The organism is Bacillus haikouensis, from assembly GCF_013179555.1.
GTDB lineage: Bacteria > Bacillota > Bacilli > Bacillales > Bacillaceae_B > Rossellomorea > Rossellomorea haikouensis_A.
Window position 1 is genome coordinate 25,564 of record NZ_JABMCR010000006.1, and the last position, 18,430, is coordinate 43,993.

At 40.6% G+C, this 18,430-nt stretch carries 23 protein-coding genes; 5 read left to right on the top strand and 18 right to left on the bottom strand.

The genetic code is table 11. The features are described 5' to 3' along the window. Positions 1-41: 41 nt before the first annotated feature. The 3 genes from HP456_RS01450 to HP456_RS01460 all read right to left on the bottom strand — a co-directional run bounded on the left by HP456_RS01450 (position 42) and on the right by HP456_RS01460 (position 3,476). The gene (locus tag HP456_RS01450; RefSeq protein ID WP_172248234.1) at positions 42-1,583 is read right to left on the bottom strand and encodes an acyl-CoA carboxylase subunit beta; all 1,542 of its coding nucleotides are present in this window, start codon (positions 1,581-1,583) and stop codon (positions 42-44) included. Positions 1,584-1,887: 304 nt separating this feature from the next. After that, positions 1,888-2,103: a biotin/lipoyl-binding carrier protein gene (locus tag HP456_RS01455; protein WP_172248235.1), complete on the bottom strand. Its 216-nt coding sequence runs from the start codon at positions 2,101-2,103 to the stop codon at positions 1,888-1,890. Positions 2,104-2,126: 23 nt separating this feature from the next. Continuing rightward, the gene (locus tag HP456_RS01460) at positions 2,127-3,476 is read right to left on the bottom strand and encodes an acetyl-CoA carboxylase biotin carboxylase subunit (RefSeq protein WP_172248236.1); all 1,350 of its coding nucleotides are present in this window, start codon (positions 3,474-3,476) and stop codon (positions 2,127-2,129) included. A gap of 228 nt (positions 3,477-3,704) precedes the next feature. Between HP456_RS01460 and HP456_RS01465 the strand changes: the two genes are divergently transcribed. After that, entirely contained in the window at positions 3,705-4,181 is a 477-nt protein-coding gene (locus HP456_RS01465) for an N-acetyltransferase (protein WP_172248237.1), read from the top strand. Between the two features lie 82 nt (positions 4,182-4,263). Here the strand turns inward: HP456_RS01465 and HP456_RS01470 are convergent, their stop codons facing one another. The 4 genes from HP456_RS01470 to HP456_RS01485 all read right to left on the bottom strand — a co-directional run bounded on the left by HP456_RS01470 (position 4,264) and on the right by HP456_RS01485 (position 6,799). Beyond that, entirely contained in the window at positions 4,264-4,890 is a 627-nt protein-coding gene (locus tag HP456_RS01470) for an RsfA family transcriptional regulator (protein WP_172248238.1), read from the bottom strand. 101 nt (positions 4,891-4,991) lie between these two features. Then, entirely contained in the window at positions 4,992-5,750 is a 759-nt protein-coding gene (locus tag HP456_RS01475; RefSeq protein WP_172248239.1) for an enoyl-CoA hydratase/isomerase family protein, read from the bottom strand. A 270-nt stretch (positions 5,751-6,020) separates the two neighbouring features. After that, entirely contained in the window at positions 6,021-6,194 is a 174-nt protein-coding gene (rpmF, locus tag HP456_RS01480) for a 50S ribosomal protein L32 (RefSeq protein WP_032088947.1), read from the bottom strand. Between the two features lie 62 nt (positions 6,195-6,256). Further along, a complete protein-coding gene (locus HP456_RS01485; RefSeq protein ID WP_281357935.1) occupies positions 6,257-6,799 on the bottom strand; it encodes a YceD family protein in 543 nt (180 codons plus the stop codon). Positions 6,800-7,105: 306 nt separating this feature from the next. Between HP456_RS01485 and HP456_RS01490 the strand changes: the two genes are divergently transcribed. Next, positions 7,106-8,320: a nucleotidyltransferase gene (locus HP456_RS01490; protein ID WP_172248241.1), complete on the top strand. Its 1,215-nt coding sequence runs from the start codon at positions 7,106-7,108 to the stop codon at positions 8,318-8,320. 58 nt (positions 8,321-8,378) lie between these two features. On the opposite strand, the gene HP456_RS01495 is transcribed toward HP456_RS01490, so the two are convergent. Beyond that, positions 8,379-9,425: a SepM family pheromone-processing serine protease gene (locus HP456_RS01495; RefSeq protein ID WP_172248242.1), complete on the bottom strand. Its 1,047-nt coding sequence runs from the start codon at positions 9,423-9,425 to the stop codon at positions 8,379-8,381. Positions 9,426-9,430: 5 nt separating this feature from the next. Next, entirely contained in the window at positions 9,431-10,210 is a 780-nt protein-coding gene (locus tag HP456_RS01500; protein ID WP_172248243.1) for a patatin-like phospholipase family protein, read from the bottom strand. A 170-nt stretch (positions 10,211-10,380) separates the two neighbouring features. On the opposite strand from HP456_RS01500, the gene spoVV reads away from it, so the two are divergent. After that, on the top strand, positions 10,381-11,607 hold the full coding sequence (spoVV, locus tag HP456_RS01505; RefSeq protein ID WP_172248259.1) for a dipicolinic acid transporter SpoVV: 1,227 nt from the start codon (positions 10,381-10,383) through the stop codon (positions 11,605-11,607). A 44-nt stretch (positions 11,608-11,651) separates the two neighbouring features. Here spoVV and coaD read toward each other — a convergent pair whose 3' ends face one another. The 4 genes from coaD to HP456_RS01525 form a co-directional block, all read right to left on the bottom strand. Then, complete coding sequence (coaD, locus tag HP456_RS01510; RefSeq protein ID WP_172248244.1) at positions 11,652-12,140, bottom strand: pantetheine-phosphate adenylyltransferase; 489 nt, start codon at positions 12,138-12,140, stop codon at positions 11,652-11,654. A 29-nt stretch (positions 12,141-12,169) separates the two neighbouring features. Beyond that, on the bottom strand, positions 12,170-12,724 hold the full coding sequence (gene rsmD, locus HP456_RS01515; protein WP_172248245.1) for a 16S rRNA (guanine(966)-N(2))-methyltransferase RsmD: 555 nt from the start codon (positions 12,722-12,724) through the stop codon (positions 12,170-12,172). Positions 12,725-12,984: 260 nt separating this feature from the next. Then, positions 12,985-14,406, bottom strand: coding sequence for a stalk domain-containing protein (locus tag HP456_RS01520; protein WP_172248246.1), 1,422 nt, complete (start codon positions 14,404-14,406; stop codon positions 12,985-12,987). 93 nt (positions 14,407-14,499) lie between these two features. Next, positions 14,500-14,814, bottom strand: a complete 315-nt coding sequence (locus HP456_RS01525) for a hypothetical protein (protein WP_172248247.1) — start codon at positions 14,812-14,814, stop codon at positions 14,500-14,502. Positions 14,815-14,902: 88 nt separating this feature from the next. On the opposite strand from HP456_RS01525, the gene HP456_RS01530 reads away from it, so the two are divergent. Next, entirely contained in the window at positions 14,903-15,292 is a 390-nt protein-coding gene (locus HP456_RS01530; protein ID WP_172248248.1) for a DUF7147 family protein, read from the top strand. Positions 15,293-15,344: 52 nt separating this feature from the next. Here the strand turns inward: HP456_RS01530 and HP456_RS01535 are convergent, their stop codons facing one another. Further along, a complete protein-coding gene (locus HP456_RS01535) occupies positions 15,345-15,620 on the bottom strand; it encodes a YlbG family protein (RefSeq protein ID WP_172248249.1) in 276 nt (91 codons plus the stop codon). A 787-nt stretch (positions 15,621-16,407) separates the two neighbouring features. Here HP456_RS01535 and HP456_RS01540 point away from each other — a divergent pair. Beyond that, positions 16,408-16,722: a hypothetical protein gene (locus HP456_RS01540; protein ID WP_172248250.1), complete on the top strand. Its 315-nt coding sequence runs from the start codon at positions 16,408-16,410 to the stop codon at positions 16,720-16,722. A gap of 44 nt (positions 16,723-16,766) precedes the next feature. Here HP456_RS01540 and HP456_RS01545 read toward each other — a convergent pair whose 3' ends face one another. From HP456_RS01545 to HP456_RS01560, 4 genes are all read right to left on the bottom strand, one after another. Further along, on the bottom strand, positions 16,767-17,210 hold the full coding sequence (locus tag HP456_RS01545; RefSeq protein WP_172248251.1) for a YlbF/YmcA family competence regulator: 444 nt from the start codon (positions 17,208-17,210) through the stop codon (positions 16,767-16,769). A gap of 99 nt (positions 17,211-17,309) precedes the next feature. Next, complete coding sequence (locus tag HP456_RS01550) at positions 17,310-17,699, bottom strand: hypothetical protein (protein ID WP_172248252.1); 390 nt, start codon at positions 17,697-17,699, stop codon at positions 17,310-17,312. Between the two features lie 161 nt (positions 17,700-17,860). Next, complete coding sequence (locus HP456_RS01555; RefSeq protein WP_172248253.1) at positions 17,861-18,100, bottom strand: YlbE-like family protein; 240 nt, start codon at positions 18,098-18,100, stop codon at positions 17,861-17,863. A gap of 11 nt (positions 18,101-18,111) precedes the next feature. Further along, positions 18,112-18,430 (bottom strand): YlbD family protein (locus HP456_RS01560; protein ID WP_172248254.1); only part of this gene is annotated, 319 nt, incomplete at its 5' end.

The window sequence follows — 18,430 nt, forward strand, 5'->3', positions numbered from 1 at the left end:
ACTTGTCCCTGAAAAATTTCAGGAACAAGTCGGCAGTCTCTTCACACCGGATACACAGGGTGCTTTCTTTCACTGAATTGGACATCTTTGGTTTCATACAATTTAAAGCGTTCAATTAATACTGAACGCAGCTCATTAGGAGCCGTGATTTCGTCAACGATTAACTCAGAGGCCAATTTATAAATATCGATATGTTCTTTGTATTCTTGTTGTTTCTCTTGAACATATTTAATTCGTTCCTTCGGGTCTTCAATCGCCTGGATTTTATTCGAATAAACAGCATTCACCGCGGCTTCAGGTCCCATCACAGCAATTTGAGCAGTCGGCAGGGCAATGCATAGATCGGGTTCGAAGGCAGGACCGGCCATCGCATATAATCCCGCTCCATACGCTTTCCTCACGATAACTGAAATCTTAGGAACAGTAGCAGAACTCATAGCCGCGATGAGCTTTGCTCCATGTCTGATTATACCCGCTCTTTCAACTTTTGTGCCGATCATAAAGCCCGGGACATCAGCCAGGAATAATAAAGGAATATGGAAAGCATCACACAATTGAATGAATTTAGCTCCTTTGTCGGCAGAATCATGGAACAAGACTCCACCTTTCACCTTTGGCTGATTGGCAATAATCCCAACGACTTTTCCGTCCATACGCCCAAAGCCTGTGATTAACTCCGGTGCAAACAATTTCTTCATTTCAAAGAAACTTCCTTCGTCAATCAGTGTATTGATCCCTTCATACATATCAAATGGAGCATTCTGATGCTGAGGAATTAATTCCTCGAGCAACTTTTCTGTCTTTGGAGCCAGTCCATCTTTCACAGACGGCTTCTCTTTGTAATTTGCCGGGAAGTATTCTAAGTATCTCTTCGCCTCTTGGATTGCTTCCTCTTCTGATGCTGCCAATAGATCTCCGCATCCACTGACGGTGCAGTGCATTCTAGCCCCGCCCATTTCTTCAAGTGTAACTTTTTCACCAATTACTTTTTCAGCCATGCGAGGAGAACCGAGGTACATGGAGGCATTGCCATCAACCATGATGACAATATCACAGAATGCAGGAATATAAGCGCCGCCTGCAGCAGAAGGTCCGAATAGTACGCAAATCTGGGGCACCATGCCGGACATCTTCACCTGATTGTGAAATATCTTTCCCGCACCCCGTCTGTTCGGGAACATTTCAAGCTGATCGGTAATACGCGCCCCTGCGGAATCCACAAGGTAAAGTATAGGCACTTGTAAACGCAATGCGTTTTCCTGGATGCGAATAATCTTTTCCACGGTTCGGGCACCCCATGATCCCGCTTTTACGGTAGAGTCATTTGCCATCACACAGACAGTCTGTCCACCAACTTTCCCGATGGCTGTCACCACTCCATCTGCAGGTAAATCATCCGCTTTATTGTTGGCAAACATACCGTCTTCCTGATAATCCCCATTATCGAATAATTGCTCAAGACGATCCCGGACAAACATTTTGTTTTGTTCTTTCAATTTTTCATGATATTTCGGCTGTCCGCCGGCACTAATTCTTTCCCTTGTTTCATTAAGTGTATTGATAAACGTTTTTGATGCAGTCATATAAATCCCCCTTTGTTCGTTATGTAAAGATGACCATTTGGTTCCGTGGAAGACTTCGCTCTCCGCGGGCAGCCCATATGCATCTTCAGTCGCCCGTGTCATACATAAGCTACTTTTCCGCAGGAGCCTTCGTCTTCCACTCCAGCAAACAGCTGTTTCAGTTAAATACCAGCAAGTACCATTCCCAGTTCAATATCCAAAGAAACCTCCTCCTGCTCTTCCAGCAAAAAGAACGATCGAAAACAGTCTGTTGATTTTCTGGAAGACGTTTCTATAAAAATAGGAAATATTAGCCTAAAGTTTCTTAGCCTTCAACTATGAGCAATACGTCTCCTTCGTTTACAAAGTCTCCAACGTTAACTTTCACTTCGGAAATTTTGCCTTCCACTTCTGCTTCGACCGGGATTTCCATTTTCATCGATTCAAGCATGAGTACCGTATCCCCTGCTGAAACACTTCCGCCTTGTTCCACTAAAACATTTAACACAGTTCCTGCCATTGCTGCTGTAACTTCTTTCATGTCTGTTTCCTCCAATTATCAAATTATGTTCGATTTGCAGTCAAATAATTCTGAAGCCACTTAGTTGTGTAAGTTCCTTCTATAAACTCTTTCTCTCCGATAATCTCACGGAAGAGACTTACATTGGTCTTGACACCTTCGATTTGAACGTCAGCAAAGAACGCCTTGGCTCTTTCTATTGCCTCTATTCGATTTTCTCCATGGATAATGCACTTTGATATCATCGGATCATAAAAAGGAGTTACTTTATTCCCTTCTATATACCCCGAATCAATACGGACCCCTTCACTGTTTCCCCAATTCAATAAAGTGATTTGTCCGGGAGAAGGATAAAAGGTTTTAGGATCCTCGGCATAAATTCTGAATTCGAGGGCATGCCCTTTTGATGTTATCTCATCTTGATTCAACAACGGGAGAGGTTGTCCGTCTGCAACGAGCAGCTGCCATTTCACAAGGTCAAGCCCGGTCACAAATTCCGTAACTGGGTGTTCTACCTGTAATCTAGTATTCATTTCAAGGAAATAAAAATTTTCATCTCCATCAACAATGAATTCGACCGTTCCAGCATTGATGTAATTCACTGCTTTCCCAGCTTTGACAGCAGCTTCATACATTGCTTGACTTGTCTTCCCGGACAGCATCGGAGACGGAGACTCTTCTATTACTTTTTGATTTCGTCTTTGAACAGAACAATTCCGTTCATACAAATGAACGATGTTACCGTGCTCATCTCCAAAGATTTGAACTTCTACGTGGCGTGCATTTTCCACACATTTCTCAAGGAATACTTCATCTTTCCCGAAATATGCTTTGGCCCGATTTTTAGTAGAATCAAAACTTTGATCGAGCGCTTGCTCATTTTCACAGCGAATCATCCCGATTCCGCCGCCGCCGCCGCTGGCTTTGAGCATGACCGGATACCCAATTTCCTTTGCAAGCTCCTTAGCGGCCTCTATACTGTCTATCCCGCCTTTACTTCCCGGAACAACCGGTACCTGAGCATCCTGCATCACTTTTCTTGCTTCTACTTTATCTCCCATTTTCTGAATGACACTGTGATGTGGTCCGATAAACGTAAAGCCTTCTTCCGAAACTCTCTTTGCAAAATCACCATTTTCCGATAACAATCCATAACCCGGGTGAATCGCATCCACATTTTCTTTTTTTGCAACTTCAAGAATGGCATCTATCACTAAATAAGACTTGTTAACAGGCGGTTCACCAATTCGATGGGCGATATCAGCTTCCTTAACAAAAGGCATCTCCTCATCAGCATCAGAATAGACTGCAACCGTAACAATGTTTAATTGTTTACATGTTTTTATTATTCTTGAAGCAATTTCTCCCCTGTTCGCAATTAAGACTTTTTGCACAATCTCTCCCCTTTCTGAAAAAAACAGCATCTCAATAATAAGGATTCTACAAAAACCGTCGAAATCCTCCCCTCTATTGTAAACGTTTTCTCAAATAGGTGCAGAATTTTTTGTTTATTTGTTATATAATAATAATATATAATCATTTAATTTTCTCATTATTGATAACGGATTCACTTGATTCCGTTATCAGAAATATCTGAGGATGCAATAGTAGGAGGTAAAAGTATGGCAGTTAAAGTTGAAAAATTAAAAGTGAATTATAAGACTCTTGAAGAGTTTAAAAAGTTTAAAGAATATGGTGTGCAGGAACTCTCCATGCTTGAAGATCTACAAGCGAACATCATCGAAAACGATAGTGAATCTCCATTTTACGGTATATACTTCGGAGATACATTGATTGCAAGAATGAGTTTATATCAGAGAGAGGCCAGATTCGATCAATACTTCGACCCGCCTCAAAATTATCTGGAGCTGTGGAAACTCGAGGTACTTCCTAAATATCAAAACAAGGGATATGGCAAATTGCTCGTGGAATTCGCAAAAGAATTCGGGCTGCCGATCAAAACTAATTCTCGTATCAAATCGCAGGGATTCTGGGAGAAGATGAGTTTTGAGCCTGTCACTTATGATGTGGAAAGAGACCTCGGAGAAAACCCTCTGGTCTGGTATCCTGAAGGAGTAAAGGAACAAAAGATCAGTTAATTGGCCAAAAAGGAAAACGGCTGGCTAAAGTTACTTTAGCCAGCCTTTCTTATGGATTATTCAAGAGTCAACCATCTCAACTTTACTTATTGACCCTTTGAAGATTACCGTTTTTATCCATCTGAAATTTTACTTTTTCTTCATTTCCTTGCAAAAGTGCCATCTTTCTTGCTTTTTCAAAAATAGTCAGCAGTGATTTATGATCATCTTCAAGTAAGGTAAATTTGCTTTTGAATTCTTTTAATTCTGATTCAGCTTGTTGAAGCTTTCCCGTTAATTGAGAGAGTTGTTCATGCAGCTGTGTATTCTCCTGTTTCACCTTTTCTTCATTAATTACGGCTTCTTCTGCTCGTTGTAAATATTGAATCATACTCCCCATAGAGAAACTGTCGTGAACATTCTGACCTGATTGCAATTGAACCCGGGTCACAGCCGCGTCTTCCTCCGGAGAATGATTTTTGAGCAGCGGCGGTGTATGTTTTTTTGATTGTTTTCTTTGCTTTTTTGCTAATTCAATACCTGATTTATATTGTTTACGAACAAATGAATTCCAGCGAAAACCACATGCAGCCGAAGTCCTCGATAGTTTTCTGCCCACCTCTTCAAAAGCCTTCAGTTGGGTACCGCCTTCACGAATTTGGCGAAGCACCACTTCAGCTAGTATTACATCTTCATCCTGACTCCAAGCATCCTGTCTATTTGAAGACATTTCCATCCCTCCCGTTAGATCCATTTATTTTATGCATATGCACTTACTAGAGAAGATAGAATCAACAGGATGCTTGTCTTCAGAATTTATTTCTATATGAGCTACTTAGATAAAAAGCGTTCTACCGCATCATGATGGTCATCAGACGCCCAAAGCCTCGAGCATTCTCGAATTTCTTTTTCTATTCGCTCCTCCATTTCCCTTCTATTCCAACCGGTCAGCATCTGTTTTTTGTATGCTGTCAGTACTCCATGGGTTTTAGTTGATATTCCCTTTAAAAGGGGAATTTCAGTTATTTCCGTTGTATTCTCCACTAATTCATCTATAAAGCCCATTTCTAACAATGACTCAACATCTTTCAATTCAGCAGTCATAAGAAGAGACAAGGCTTTTGCCGAAGGAATCCGCTTATGCAGCAGGGTTCCTCCGCCCCAACCGGTCGTAATCGCAAGGCTGCCTTGAACAAATCCCATTTTCGTGCCTTTTTTCCCAATCCTCAAATCACAAGCTGCAGCTATCTCGCACCCTCCGCCTATAGCAGTTCCATTTATAAATGCGAGAGTGGGCTTAGGCAGAAAAGCCAATTTGATTAAAATACTTCCCATTTTGCGCAGCATTTCATAACTTTCTTTTTCGGTTTTAAGACTGTTGAATTTCGATAAATCCCCTCCGGAACAGAATGCCCTTTCTCCATTTCCTGTAATGAGAAATGCCTTTATGGATGGATTTTCCTCACATTCTTTCAATGCCTTTTCTAACCCGTCCATTACCCCATAGTTAATAGCATTACGTTTCTCTGGACGGTTAATAATGAATTGAAGAATTCCTTCCTGATTTTTATGTATGATGTATTCACCCATTTGTCATCCCCTCCCACCTTAGTGTAAATTGATTTAACAAAATTGAACAGTATTGCATCAAGAAAAGCGGAAGGGCTTTGTATAGAGGCGGGTGGCATAAGGCGAATCGGCAACAAAAGCGTTCTTTGCCCTCTTGGTCGGTTTGAATTATGACATGTGCCACTACGCCCCGGAGCCAACAATTCTCGAGATGAAATTTATACGTTCTTATCAATTAAAAAAAAGCGTGAAGAGCCATGGTCTCTTCACGCTTTTTTTATATGTTGTAAATTATTTATTTACAACTTCTTTTCCTTTATACGTTCCGCACTCTTTACAAACACGGTGTGCTAGTTTCATTTCACCACAGTTTGGGCATTCTACCATACCAGGTACACGTAGTTTGAAGTGTGTACGACGTTGTCTTTTTGCTGTTTTAGATGTTCTTCTAAAAGGTACTGCCATTCTTCCCACCTCCTTATAGAGATAAAAATATTATGAAGCCAGAACGAACTGGTACTTCGCTTTTAAGAGTTCTTGTTTTGATCAAGAAGCTTTGCTAAATCAGCGAGTCGAGGATCAACTTTTTTCTCTTTTTCCTCTTCGACTTCATAAGCCTGTTCTTCGGTCAGCACTTCCCAGTTCTTACCGGAAGGAAGCTTATCCTGTTCTCTCGCTTCATCACTGATTACCTGCAATGGAATCTCAAGTAACAGCAACTCTCTTATTACTGGTTTTAAATCAATTACATCCCCATCAATTCGGTGCACTTCCTCTTCCTCGTACTGATCATATTCAGTATCTGTAAGCAGGAATGTCTCAATTGTATTCAGATCAATTGGCAAGTCCACATCCACGAGGGTCCTTGAGCAAGGCAAAACAAGTTTCCCGTCTATATGAAGATGGAAGGTGACACGGTTGGAACCAATGTCTGCTTTACCTGTAACATGAATCGGAGATACTTCTCTGACTTGCGGATCAATTTCATTTGGATCTTCGAAAGTGACCGTTTCATCTAGAGTAAGTCCTTTATCCCTGAATTTCTGTAATTGTATAATTGACCATTTCAATGTCATCACCTCAAGGCAACAAAGGTAATTATAGACTTGATATTACCGTTTGTCAATATTTTTTCTTTACACTTATTACTGTACCAGTGTTGCAATTATAACGCTTTATTATAATGTGTTTCAAATATTTTATAATATCCGATATGATACTTATATATATTTAAAAATTTATGTACCTGTAATGAATGGATTGTCTTTATATATCGAACCGGTGGTTTTGAGCACCACTGTTAATTCCGGGACATCCATGCTATCAAATAACAGTGATTTCAAGGGAGATCCTTAATTAAAGGAGTGGAGTTTACAATGAAAGCAACCGGGGTTGTGGTCGAGTATAATCCGTTTCATAACGGACACTTGCATCATTTAAATGAAACAAAAAGAGCTTCTGGAGCAGATCTTGTTATTGCCTGTATGAGCGGGCATTTTCTGCAGAGGGGTGAGCCCGCACTTACTTCAAAATGGGCACGTACAAAAATGGCGTTGGCAGCAGGTGTTGATATGGTCATTGAACTGCCGTATGCATTTGCCACACAGCATGCAGAAATTTTCGCGAAAGGATCCATTTCCCTTCTCAGTGAAATAGGCTGTGATAGCTTCTGTTTTGGCAGTGAAGACGGGGATTTGGCATCTTTTGAGGAGACCGTCGATCTAATCGATGAAAATATACATACATATAACAATTCCATTAAAGACTATGTAAGTAAAGGTGTAAGTTATCCTTCAGCTCTATCGAAAGCCTTCAAAGATATAAAAGGCAGTGAGGACATGATCGATTTAAGCAAGCCTAATAATATTTTAGGCTATCATTATGTTTCTGCAAGGAATGAATTTGCTCCCGGCATGCAAGCATTCACCATAACAAGGGAATCTGCAGGCTATCATGATGAGCACTTTACCTCATCTTCCATCGCAAGTGCGACCAGTATCCGTAAAACTCTTTTTGATCCGAACCGGCAAACTGAAACGATCAATCATTATATACCTTCCTCGAGTCTGAACGTCCTTGACGAATATAGGCAGGAGATTGGGGGATATCATAGATGGGAGAACTACTGGCCGTTATTGAAATATAAAATAATCGCATCCTCCCCCTCAGAACTTCAGGATATATATGAAATTGAAGAAGGAATTGAGAATAGAATCATTGAATGCGCCAGAGAAGCACTGTCGTTTTATGAATTCATGACCATGCTTAAAACAAAAAGGTATACATGGACCCGTTTACAACGAATGTCGCTTCACATATTAACAAATACATCCAAAGAAGAGATGAATAGAAGACATTACTCACCCGCTTATATCAGATTGCTTGGAATGAACCAAAAAGGACGGGAGTATCTTCACTTATGCAAGAAATCGCTGAATCTTCCACTAGTCAGCAAACTTTCAAGTGCAAATAAGGATGATATTTTCTTAGATATAAAAGCTTCCGAAGTGTATTCTCTGGGGCTTCCTTCTTCCCAATCCAATAAACTGCTCCTTCAGGAATGGTCTCAGCCCCCGATCATTATGAGATAGACGCTGCTGCACCTTTCATAAAACAAGGAGAGACTGCCTTTTGACAGTCTCTCCTTGTTTACTTATTTGGAAGTGAATGTAAAAACGTTACGGCATCATCAAAAGTCTTTACCGGAATGACTTTCATATCGGTTTCGATATCCTCAGCTGTTTTCTTAGCAGCTGAGTAATTTGATTCCAACTCGGGATGTTTTTCCTTCATTTCATCAGAAATTGATTCATCCGGGGCAAGAAAATACTCTGCCCCGGCATTGTCGGCAGCAATGATTTTCTGCTCGATTCCACCTATCCTGCCCACTTCACCATTCTCTGAAATTGTTCCGGTCCCCGCTATGGAATACCCTTTTGTTAAGTCTCCTTCTGTTAATTGATTATAAATCTCCAGGCTGAACATCAGGCCGGCTGAAGGACCGCCTATCTCTTCCGTATCCAAGGATACAGCCGGTTCAGTTACAATCTCCTTATCATCACTCAATGAAATTCCGAGACCGAATTTATCGGGCATATCCGGAAATTCTTTCAGCGGGATCTTATCAGTCATTTTTTGATCATTTCTGATATAGGTTATCTCAACTGAATCACCTTTTTTCTTATTCTCTAAATACTCTATGAATTGCTCTGAGGAGTCAAACTTCTGTCCATCTATGGCTGTAATCCGATCACCAGGATTCAATATTTCAGCTGCGGGCATGGAAGGATATACATTCAGTACGTATATCCCCTTATAATTATAGTGATAAGGCTTATTTGCTTCCTTAAAGGCAACTTCGATTGCGTGATTTTGGGAGTTTTCCATCAATTGAAGCTGTCTCAGGTTGTATTCTTCGTCGCTTTCATGAGGGTTTCTGATTTCCTCAACCGGATAGATATATTCATATTTCTTAATTTTGGCTATAAGGTAGGCATAGATGTTCGCTTTCCCCATTCTGACTGTAGTCAGCATAAACTCTCCTTCATCCTCGTCCCCGTCCTTCACTTTAACAATAGGATCAAGTTCATGGGCACTGCCCGGCTTGGTTACATAATAGGGAAGATAGTAAAAAGATGTTGCAACGATAAAAACAGTCATTACGACCAGGATCCTAATCAGCGTTCTATTCTTCATAAAATTTACTCCTTCCATTCCTCTAACGCTTTTCTAATAGAAGGAATGACCTTCTTGGCTTCTTCTTCCCCCATATAAATGATTTCTTCTATATTCTTGAAAGCGCGGGTACTGTACATTTCGACATGTGGCCGAATCATGAAATCTGAAGCAAACTCCCTATGTGCCACTATTTCAAGCTGGAGGATATCTATGCTTTGCATGATCACATCATAAATCGTAGTGATTTCCGCATTTCTTTTGACATGGGAAACATCTACTCCTATCACGATATCTGCGCCCATTTCTTTCACTACTGAAACAGGCACACGGTCAATCACCCCGCCGTCCACCAGAAGGCGGCCGTCGATTTTTTCAGGAACGAATATACCGGGGATGGCAATGCTGGCACGGACTGCACTTGCGACAGGACCAGTAGTAAAAATGACTTTCTCTCCATTGGTTATATCAGTAGCCACTACACTAACAGGTATGTTTAAATCTTCGATGTTTTTATTATGAGAAAATAATTGTATGAATTCTTTTATTCGCTTACCAGAAATGAACCCCATTTTCGGAACGGTGAAATCCAAATAATATTTCCTTCTGAAAGTGGTGGATAGTTTATAGAGGTCTTCCATTCTATGACCGACACCATAAAGGCAGCCAACCAACGCCCCCATGCTGCTACCTGCTATCAAATCCACAGGGATTCCTTCCTCATCAAAGGCCTTTAAGACCCCGAGATGCGCAAATCCTCTTGCTCCACCTGAACCAAGGGCTAATCCTATCTTCGGTCTACTCAAAAGGCCTTCCCCCTTTACCCTTAGTTTGCGGTTCAATTCATCATATGGTCTATTTCTAATATGTATGAGTATATTGAATAATATGAGGACAAGTAGAGGTTAATTTCATTTTATCATTCTTTCTGTGTTTCACAAGAAATTGAGATAGTAAGGTTTATGAGGAGGACGTGCTGTTGAAGTCGAAATTGAAAACGTTGGTATTATCGGCTAGTGTGACAATGTTTGCTGCGGCATTAATCATCATGCCTGGTGAATCCTTGAAGGCTTCCATCAGGGGACTCGATATGTGGTGGGAAATTGTATTTCCCTCGCTGCTGCCGTTTTTTATCGTTTCTGAAATGCTCATCGGTTTTGGTGTTGTAAGGTTTATAGGGGTAGTACTCGAACCGCTGATGCGTCCGTTATTCCGGGTACCCGGAGCTGGAGGATTTGTATGGGCAATGGGGATGGCTTCGGGATTTCCTGCTGGAGCAAAATTGACTGCGCGCTTGCGGCAGGAAAACCAACTGACAAAGATCGAGGCTGAGAGACTTGTTTCATTCACGAACTCATCCAATCCATTATTTATTTTTGGTGCTGTTTCAGTAGGATTTTTTCAAAATGCTACTCTTGGGATTGTGCTGGCATGTGCTCATTATATTGGAAATATTTGTGTCGGCCTCGCGATGAGGTTTTATGGGAGAAAAGAGGAAGAACTCCAAAGGAATCACTCTAAGGAAAGGAAACGATTTTTAATCACAGAAGCATTTTCAGCTCTTCATCAAACAAGGCTGAAGGATAATCGGCCAATCGGTAAATTGCTTGGAGATGCAGTAACTTCTTCCATCCAGACATTATTGATGATCGGTGGGTTTATCATCCTTTTCTCTGTTATGAATAAAATGCTGTATCACTTGAATATAACTACATTCATTGCGGAAGGATTCTCCAGCATACTCATCCTGTTTCAGCTAACTGAACAACTGAGTATCCCCTTCATTTCGGGGTTATTTGAAATCACATTGGGCTCTAAGCTGACAAGCGGAGTAACAGAAGCCACCTTGCTGCATCAGGCGATCATCACAAGCTTCATCTTAGGATTCAGCGGCTTCAGCGTACAAGCACAGGTTGCCAGTATCATTGCCCAGACCGATATACGATTTAAACCATTTTTTTACGCCCGGTTTCTTCATGGTGCTGCATCATCAATTGCAACACTCATTATCTGGGAGCCTGTTTATCAAAGATTTTCAGATGAACAGCTTTCAAATGCCATCCCTGTATTCGCGCATGATAATGTATATATATGGAGTGAAATCTTTTATTGGCTCAAAACATTCGGCCCGCTTATGACGATTCTAAGCTTACTGGTTTACATTGTAATTTACAGTAAAAGAATGTTAAATAAATCACTTTAAAATAGAAAACAGGGCTATTCATATCAAATGAACAACCCTGTTTTTTATTCTTTAATTGAATATTTCTCTTTTAATGCGTCCTTTACTGGATGTGGCACCAACTCAGAAATGTTTCCACCATATTTGGCCACTTCTTTAACGATACTGGAACTTAAGAAGGAATATTGATTATTCGTCATAATAAAGAATGTCTCAATATCTTCTTCCAATACTCGGTTCATGGAAGTGATCTGCATTTCATATTCAAAATCCGATACCGCTCTCAGCCCTCTGATAATAGCACTTGCCTTCACGCTTTTCGCATAGTCTACAAGAAGTCCCTGAAATGAATCGACAACTACATTTGGAATGTCTTTGGTGGATTCGCGAATCAATTCGATTCGCTCTTCAACAGAGAATAACGGTTTCTTAGAGGAGTTATTCAGTACTACTACATATATATCATCAAATACCTTTGCCCCTCTCGTAATGATATCTAAATGTCCGAATGTAATTGGATCAAAGCTTCCCGGACACACTGCAATACTCGTCATGATCATTTACCTCCATGTCTGCCTTTTCACTATTTTTGATATGTATAAATCGATATTCCGATAATCCCATAAGTTTCTTCTCTAAATTTCTGCAATCGGCCAATCACTTGTGATGGTGTACTCCCAGAACTGTATTCACACATGACGAAACCGTTTTCATTTAGAAGGTTATGCTCATCTATGAACGTAACCAATTCCTCTAGTTTTCTTTGTTTGTATGGAGGGTCCAAAAAGATATAGTCGAACGCGATCCCCCTCTTCGCTATCGCTTTCAAAGCCCGATTCGCATCGTTGCGATATACTTCACTTCTATCGATTAAGTCACATTCTTTTAAGTTGGCCTTAATGGTTTGCAGGGCCTTGGAATCTTTATCGACAAATATTACCTTTTCTAGTCCGCGACTTAATGCTTCCACACCAAGTCCTCCACTGCCTGCGAAAAGATCCAAGCCCATTCCGCCTTCGAAATAAGGACCGAGTATGTTGAATATCGACTCTTTCACTTTGTCTGTGGTCGGCCGTGTACCGCTTCCCGGAACGGCTTTTAATGGCCTGCCTTTTAACGTTCCTGCTATTACTCTCATAATCATCCACCATATATGTATTTTTTCTACATTATCCTAACATAAATCTACATGAATCGCTACTTCAGGAAATTGATCCTAAAATGTATAAAAACAAATTGATAGGTGATAATGGAAGTAACAACATCCAAACTGATGTTGTTGCCAACCGCGGAGAAGACTTACGTTTCCCCATAAGTTCTTCCTCCGGTTTCTCCTCTCCCTTTGCCTTCTTTCCAGTAATGGATATGAAGGACCCTGCAGATATTCTGCAGGGCTTTTTATGTTTCTGATAATTGTATTTCTACCTGGGAACTGCTTCTGTCAATATCTACTTCAAACAGCTTTTCCAGCCACTCTGCTTCCATAAATACAGTGCTGCCTATTTTTTGAACCGGCTTTGTCAGGAGTCCGTAATTCTCTTCGTTCAAAATAAAATAGTCCTTATTGACATAGAACCGATACGAACTGCCGCCTTTCACCGCATAAATCACATCTTCCTGGAGGAAATTGTACTCTATTCCGATTGCCTCGAACAGCTCTGCTAAAGAAATCAACTCTTTTTGTTTATATTGTATGAAGTCCACATCGATTAAAGGCTTGTCATTCAGCAGCACAGTTTGAGGTGCTTTCAGGATAAACGGTATTTCTTCAGTTGTATTGCTGATTTCCTGAAAGTAAGTAGAGTTTAAATTGGTGGCCAGTTTCAACAATACGTCCATTTGACCGGCCTGTAGTATGTGGCCTTTCTCTTTCAGCAGCAATTGTCTGAAGGAATCAAATTGGGCTTCTGTGAGACCTGTTTGTAAATCACGAAAAACATTCATCGTTTTGGCAGACCCATGAGATGATTTCAAAATGATGTTTGCTCTCAACTCTTTTAACCAGCTGTCTTGGTAAGAAGCAGAATTATGTTGCTGTTCCAAAGCCCAATCAACTTTTTGAAGTAATGAGGATCGAGAAATATCCCCATTGATGATCAGGAAATTTTCCGTTTCACTTGCAGGAAAACGGTCATCAATGACTGCTGTTACAAACCCCTCATTTTTTAAACCTATGTCACCCAAGTTAAATTTCGACATTTCTTTTGAGTAAACTCTTGTATTAGCATTTTCAAGCAGGTTCATTTCCCCGGAGTACAAAAGCAAATCCGACGGGGGTCCCTTTCCGGTAAAAGAATAATAATCGAGAAAATGCATTTCTTCTTGCTTTGACTCTTTATAACCAGATATCCATTTGGCTTCCCTGCTGGTCTTTTCGATTATATTAATCGTTGTTTTCATCGGGATCGCGGTTAATAGCGCAGGATACCATTCCTTCAGCAGCAGATTCCCGTCTGAAGTTTGTCTTTCAAGTGTGTAACTGATCGTCACATTTGCCGTATGTTTTTCTCTATTGATCTGCAAGATGAATTCTCCATTTTCTTTGGAGAGGCAGCTTTCGCCCTCATCATCCAAGCACTGATAGTTCTGAGCATCATCCGGCCAGTCTATTGTTATTTGCTCCTGGTTACCTGTCTTAAAATCAACTTTCTGGGTAATAAAAAAAACTTTACCTATGTGTTCTATCGTAAATGACTGATCCACTTCAGAAATATCGAACTCTTCGGCACTGCCTGCTATGAATCCGTTCCATTGAAAAAAGAGAATTCCTGCTATCACTATTGACATAAAGAGAGTAAATAAAATCAGGATACGTTTCATCTTGATCTCCTTCATTAAATCTTACTATTAAGATATCAGATTTCTCCGAAGGGATATATAGTCAACGCAATAATTACGATAATATTGCAATGCTTATCCTATGTCCAGATCCTGACTATCTATAAAAGGACAAGTGCTGTCAAGATGGTCATTGACCAATTCATCCCACTCAAACTCACTGATTCTTGAATGTTCAAGGAGATTTTCTTTCAATCCAAGCAATGTTTCCCCTTCAAATTCATTTTCTTCGAGAAGCGAGATCACTCCATGAGCTGTCAATGTTGAAAGGATAGCAGTTACAATATAAGCATCAACATTCTTCAATGGGACATCTTTCTCTTTCTTATTTAGAGTAACGACATAAGAGCAAGTCAAGAAAACCACCAAACCAAGAAAAACCCATACCATACAATCACCCCTCATAACTTCTTTACTTCTCATACTATGTTTGAAATAATAAGGAATTGATTAAATACATGATAAAAGGAGTTAAAACATGATTCAGCGTTTTATCGAATTAGGTGAAGGATTATCTGATATTTATGAATTGATGGAATCTGCAAGACACAATAAAGATCGAGTACAGCATCTGATGGCTTTTCATACTATCATTAAAGACCGGCCGGTTACGTCGCTTGGCATCGTAATGAAACCGACAACAGAAGGGAAGTTTCAGGCAATATATTTCTGCAGGGAAGGCATACCGAATCCAAACATGATGGCGAACAAGAGGTATTCACTGTTTGAACAAACTGCTGAGAAACTTGAAAAAACGATTATTCAGATGGATGTCAAGCCATCCACTCTTTTTCCCGAGAAGGAACTCTATTATCAACACCTGATTGCCATATTAAGATTAAATCACTATATCCTACCCTTACAATGAGCATCTGAAACCAAAAGAAAAAGCTGCCAACAATTTGTTTGGCAGCAATCAATTAAAATCCCATCTTGTAATCATATTCCTTCGCCTTATCAGGTCTGGAATTTTCAAACACTGATTTAATAAAAGGTTTATAGGAAGGATCCACTCTTTTCACATAAGAATAAGAAGTAATACGTTCCATGACAGAATCGATTTCATCCTGATTACAATACAATACAACATATTTCATTTTCCTCGATACATAGTGTACATTCCCAAATCGTCTCAAAGACTTTGCATGCTTTAAACTATGTAACCAAACAACTAATCCTTGTCTTTCAGTCAACATACCGTTTCCCCTCTAGGAATCACTTTTTTATCAGTCTAGCACAAAAATATGGGAATTAGCAATATGAAATGCGGAGGCGGCTCGCCCAGAGGCGACAAGCATAAGACAGGGCAGCCATAAAAGCGTCTTTTGCTTTTTTGGATGGCATGGCTTATGTCTCGAGCCTCTAGCCGCCAGAGCTGGACAATACGAAATGCGGAGGCGGCTCGTTCAGCCCCGACAAGCAAAAGATGAATGGGCCGGGAAGGCGCTCTATGCCTTCTTGGACCATTTAGCTTATGACCTCGAGGGGCTAGCCGCCAGAGCTGGACAATACGAAATGCGGAGGGGCTTTGCTCAGAGGCCGGTGGCATAAGCCGAATCGACCATGAAGGCGTACTGTGCCTTCTTGGTCGATTTGGCTTATGACATGTGCCTCTAAGCCCCGTAGCTGGACAATATGAAATGCGGAGGCGGCTCGTTCAGCCCCGACAAGCAAAAGATGAATGGGCCGGGAAGGCGCTCTATGCCTTCTTGGACCATTTAGCTTATGACCTCGAGGGGCTAGCCGCCGTAGCTGGACAATTCGAAATGCGGAGGCGGCTCGCCCAGAGGCGACAAGCATAAGACAGGGCAGCCATAAAAGCGTCTTTTGCTTTTTTGGATGGCATGGCTTATGTCTCGAGGAGTTGGACAATACGAGATGCGGAGACGCAAGTTATTTAAAAATCTCATCCACTTCTGAACATTATTGACCCTTTTTAGGGTATAGTACTTATGATAGTTAATGTGCGGATGGAGGGTTTAGATGGATCTGAGCGTCATATGGGATGATTTCATTGAGTATCTTCGCGCTGAACCGGATATTCAGGATGCAACCGTAAAAAAGATTGCGGGCATTCCCTTTCTGTATGTAGACACCTTGCTTGATAAAAGTGATGTGGAATATTTAATAAAGAAATGGTCGGCTCGTGCGATGAGGGGCAAAAGACTGCATTCGGATACGATTTTCTTCAGGACGCAATCCTCCATATTTGTTTACCGTCATCGGTTTTATGTTCCTCAGGAGAAAATGTTCTGCTGTGGAAATTTATGTGTCGATTGTGTACGGTTAAAACAGTAACGTCAATAAAAAGAACGGGCGATAAGCCCGTTCTTTTTATCATATCAGGCTGAACAGCCGCAGCCCCCGCCGGTTCCGCAACCGCCGCCGCATGAACTTCCACTGAAGAAAGGATTGCCAGTCGGAACCTTCACATTTTTAGAAACAGAGTATCCAATAATCTGACTCACTTTGTCCAGTAAATCCTGAAGCTCATTTTCTGCACGTCTGAATTCTGCTACATTATCATCCATATCCATGTCACGTTTTAGTTCCCGGATTTCTTTCATGACCGTTTTGTAATCCGGATGATAGCGGCCGAAACGCTGTACTTCTTCGTAACTTTCTTTCATGCGAGTAAAAATCTGTATTTTTCTCTGCGTTTCATTATTATTACGAAGTTTATATAAAGACTTCCGATAATTTTCTGCCACATCGGAATTTAAGATCCACTGAGATAGTTCATCTGCACTATCTAAAATTTCCATTCTTTCTATAGTAGCAAGCAAAGTGCTCACCTCCGTAACGTTATTTTAACACGTTTTATGGCCGGAAGCGAATTTGCTCTGTAAAATAATTTCCACCTGCTATTTCTCGATTTCTAATCCTTAGGGAATGGTCACATACAGTCGCTTCTTGATTCCTAAAGGTTTATTACTCAGATTCACCACTTCTACATTCAATATATGATTTCCCTTTGGGAGATTCTTCACGACGAACGCTGCGGTGTAAAATTCTTTGTATAATCCGCCTGAATTTGATGAGACGACGATCTTCCCTTTCTTGGCGCCTTTTCTTTTGGATGAAAACGTTACATCAGGCACTACACATTCAATGAATACCTGATTTCCTTGAACAATATGCTTCACGGAAAGGGATTTTTCTTCTTTTGCATGAACCTTATTTATAAACGAGAAACTTTCTGGTTCGGGTATATCATCTTTACAACCGCTCAACAACACCAACATAGAGAGGGACAAAAGAATAATCTTTTTCATAGTCTTTACCACTCCTTTTCCTTTAGCCTTCCCCATATTACGTTATATTTACCCGTTGAATACAAAAACTCATATTTCTTTTTAAGCTTGTCCAAATAAAAACAAAAAAAAGGAAAACCTCTTCGCGAGTTATTTTCCTTCTATGTTCAGCCGGTCACTTGCTATTCAGAGTTATTCATGCTTTGAAACATGCTGATCATCATGGATGCCATCTGAACTCCATTAGAGAATTTCTGTACCCGATGTGGTATCGTTTTTTGAAAATGATTGATTGACGCAATTTCAAATTTCTCCAGCTCGTTCGGATTCCTTGAAAGTCTTCTATACCATTCCGGCTTTTCCCTCAGAAACATCTTTAATTCTTCATTGGAATGAATATATTCAATTATGTCTGCTCTCATAGCCTATCCCCCTAGTCCTTACGGAACGAAAATGGATGAGAAGGTTTAGAACGTGTTTCGTTTGTAACCGTGGTACCTTTTGGATTCGATTGGAACTGGCTGATGACACCCTGGACCGTTCCCAAGACTTCACTGATGTTATTGATATGACTTTGCAATTGATTTGCATCCATTTTTTTGACTAACTCACCAACGTGGTCAAACCAGCCATTTTTACTGCTTTCTTCATCCTTTTCTTCATTTTTTTCCGCTGTGTCCCTGTATGGGTTCCATCGGGTATCTTCCTCCCCAAGCAAATACCAATCTTCAAAAAGCTCCTGCCAATTTGCA

Excerpts from the sequence above, each read along its gene's own strand:
- HP456_RS01450 (WP_172248234.1), bottom strand. The coding sequence starts at position 1,583 with ATGACTGCATCAAAAACGTTTATCAATACACTTAATGAAACAAGGGAA.
- HP456_RS01495 (WP_172248242.1), bottom strand. The coding sequence starts at position 9,425 with ATGAAGAATAGAACGCTGATTAGGATCCTGGTCGTAATGACTGTTTTT.
- HP456_RS01540 (WP_172248250.1), top strand. The coding sequence starts at position 16,408 with ATGGATCTGAGCGTCATATGGGATGATTTCATTGAGTATCTTCGCGCT.
- HP456_RS01475 (WP_172248239.1), bottom strand. The coding sequence starts at position 5,750 with ATGGGTGAATACATCATACATAAAAATCAGGAAGGAATTCTTCAATTC.
- HP456_RS01555 (WP_172248253.1), bottom strand. The coding sequence starts at position 18,100 with ATGAGAGCAGACATAATTGAATATATTCATTCCAATGAAGAATTAAAG.
- HP456_RS01490 (WP_172248241.1), top strand. The coding sequence starts at position 7,106 with ATGAAAGCAACCGGGGTTGTGGTCGAGTATAATCCGTTTCATAACGGA.
- rsmD (WP_172248245.1), bottom strand. The coding sequence starts at position 12,724 with ATGAGAGTAATAGCAGGAACGTTAAAAGGCAGGCCATTAAAAGCCGTT.
- HP456_RS01550 (WP_172248252.1), bottom strand. The coding sequence starts at position 17,699 with ATGAAAAAGATTATTCTTTTGTCCCTCTCTATGTTGGTGTTGTTGAGC.
- HP456_RS01455 (WP_172248235.1), bottom strand. The coding sequence starts at position 2,103 with ATGAAAGAAGTTACAGCAGCAATGGCAGGAACTGTGTTAAATGTTTTA.
- HP456_RS01470 (WP_172248238.1), bottom strand. The coding sequence starts at position 4,890 with ATGTCTTCAAATAGACAGGATGCTTGGAGTCAGGATGAAGATGTAATA.
- rpmF (WP_032088947.1), bottom strand. The coding sequence starts at position 6,194 with ATGGCAGTACCTTTTAGAAGAACATCTAAAACAGCAAAAAGACAACGT.
- HP456_RS01535 (WP_172248249.1), bottom strand. The coding sequence starts at position 15,620 with ATGTTGACTGAAAGACAAGGATTAGTTGTTTGGTTACATAGTTTAAAG.
- HP456_RS01530 (WP_172248248.1), top strand. The coding sequence starts at position 14,903 with ATGATTCAGCGTTTTATCGAATTAGGTGAAGGATTATCTGATATTTAT.
- coaD (WP_172248244.1), bottom strand. The coding sequence starts at position 12,140 with ATGACGAGTATTGCAGTGTGTCCGGGAAGCTTTGATCCAATTACATTC.
- HP456_RS01525 (WP_172248247.1), bottom strand. The coding sequence starts at position 14,814 with ATGGTATGGGTTTTTCTTGGTTTGGTGGTTTTCTTGACTTGCTCTTAT.
- HP456_RS01520 (WP_172248246.1), bottom strand. The coding sequence starts at position 14,406 with ATGAAACGTATCCTGATTTTATTTACTCTCTTTATGTCAATAGTGATA.
- HP456_RS01465 (WP_172248237.1), top strand. The coding sequence starts at position 3,705 with ATGGCAGTTAAAGTTGAAAAATTAAAAGTGAATTATAAGACTCTTGAA.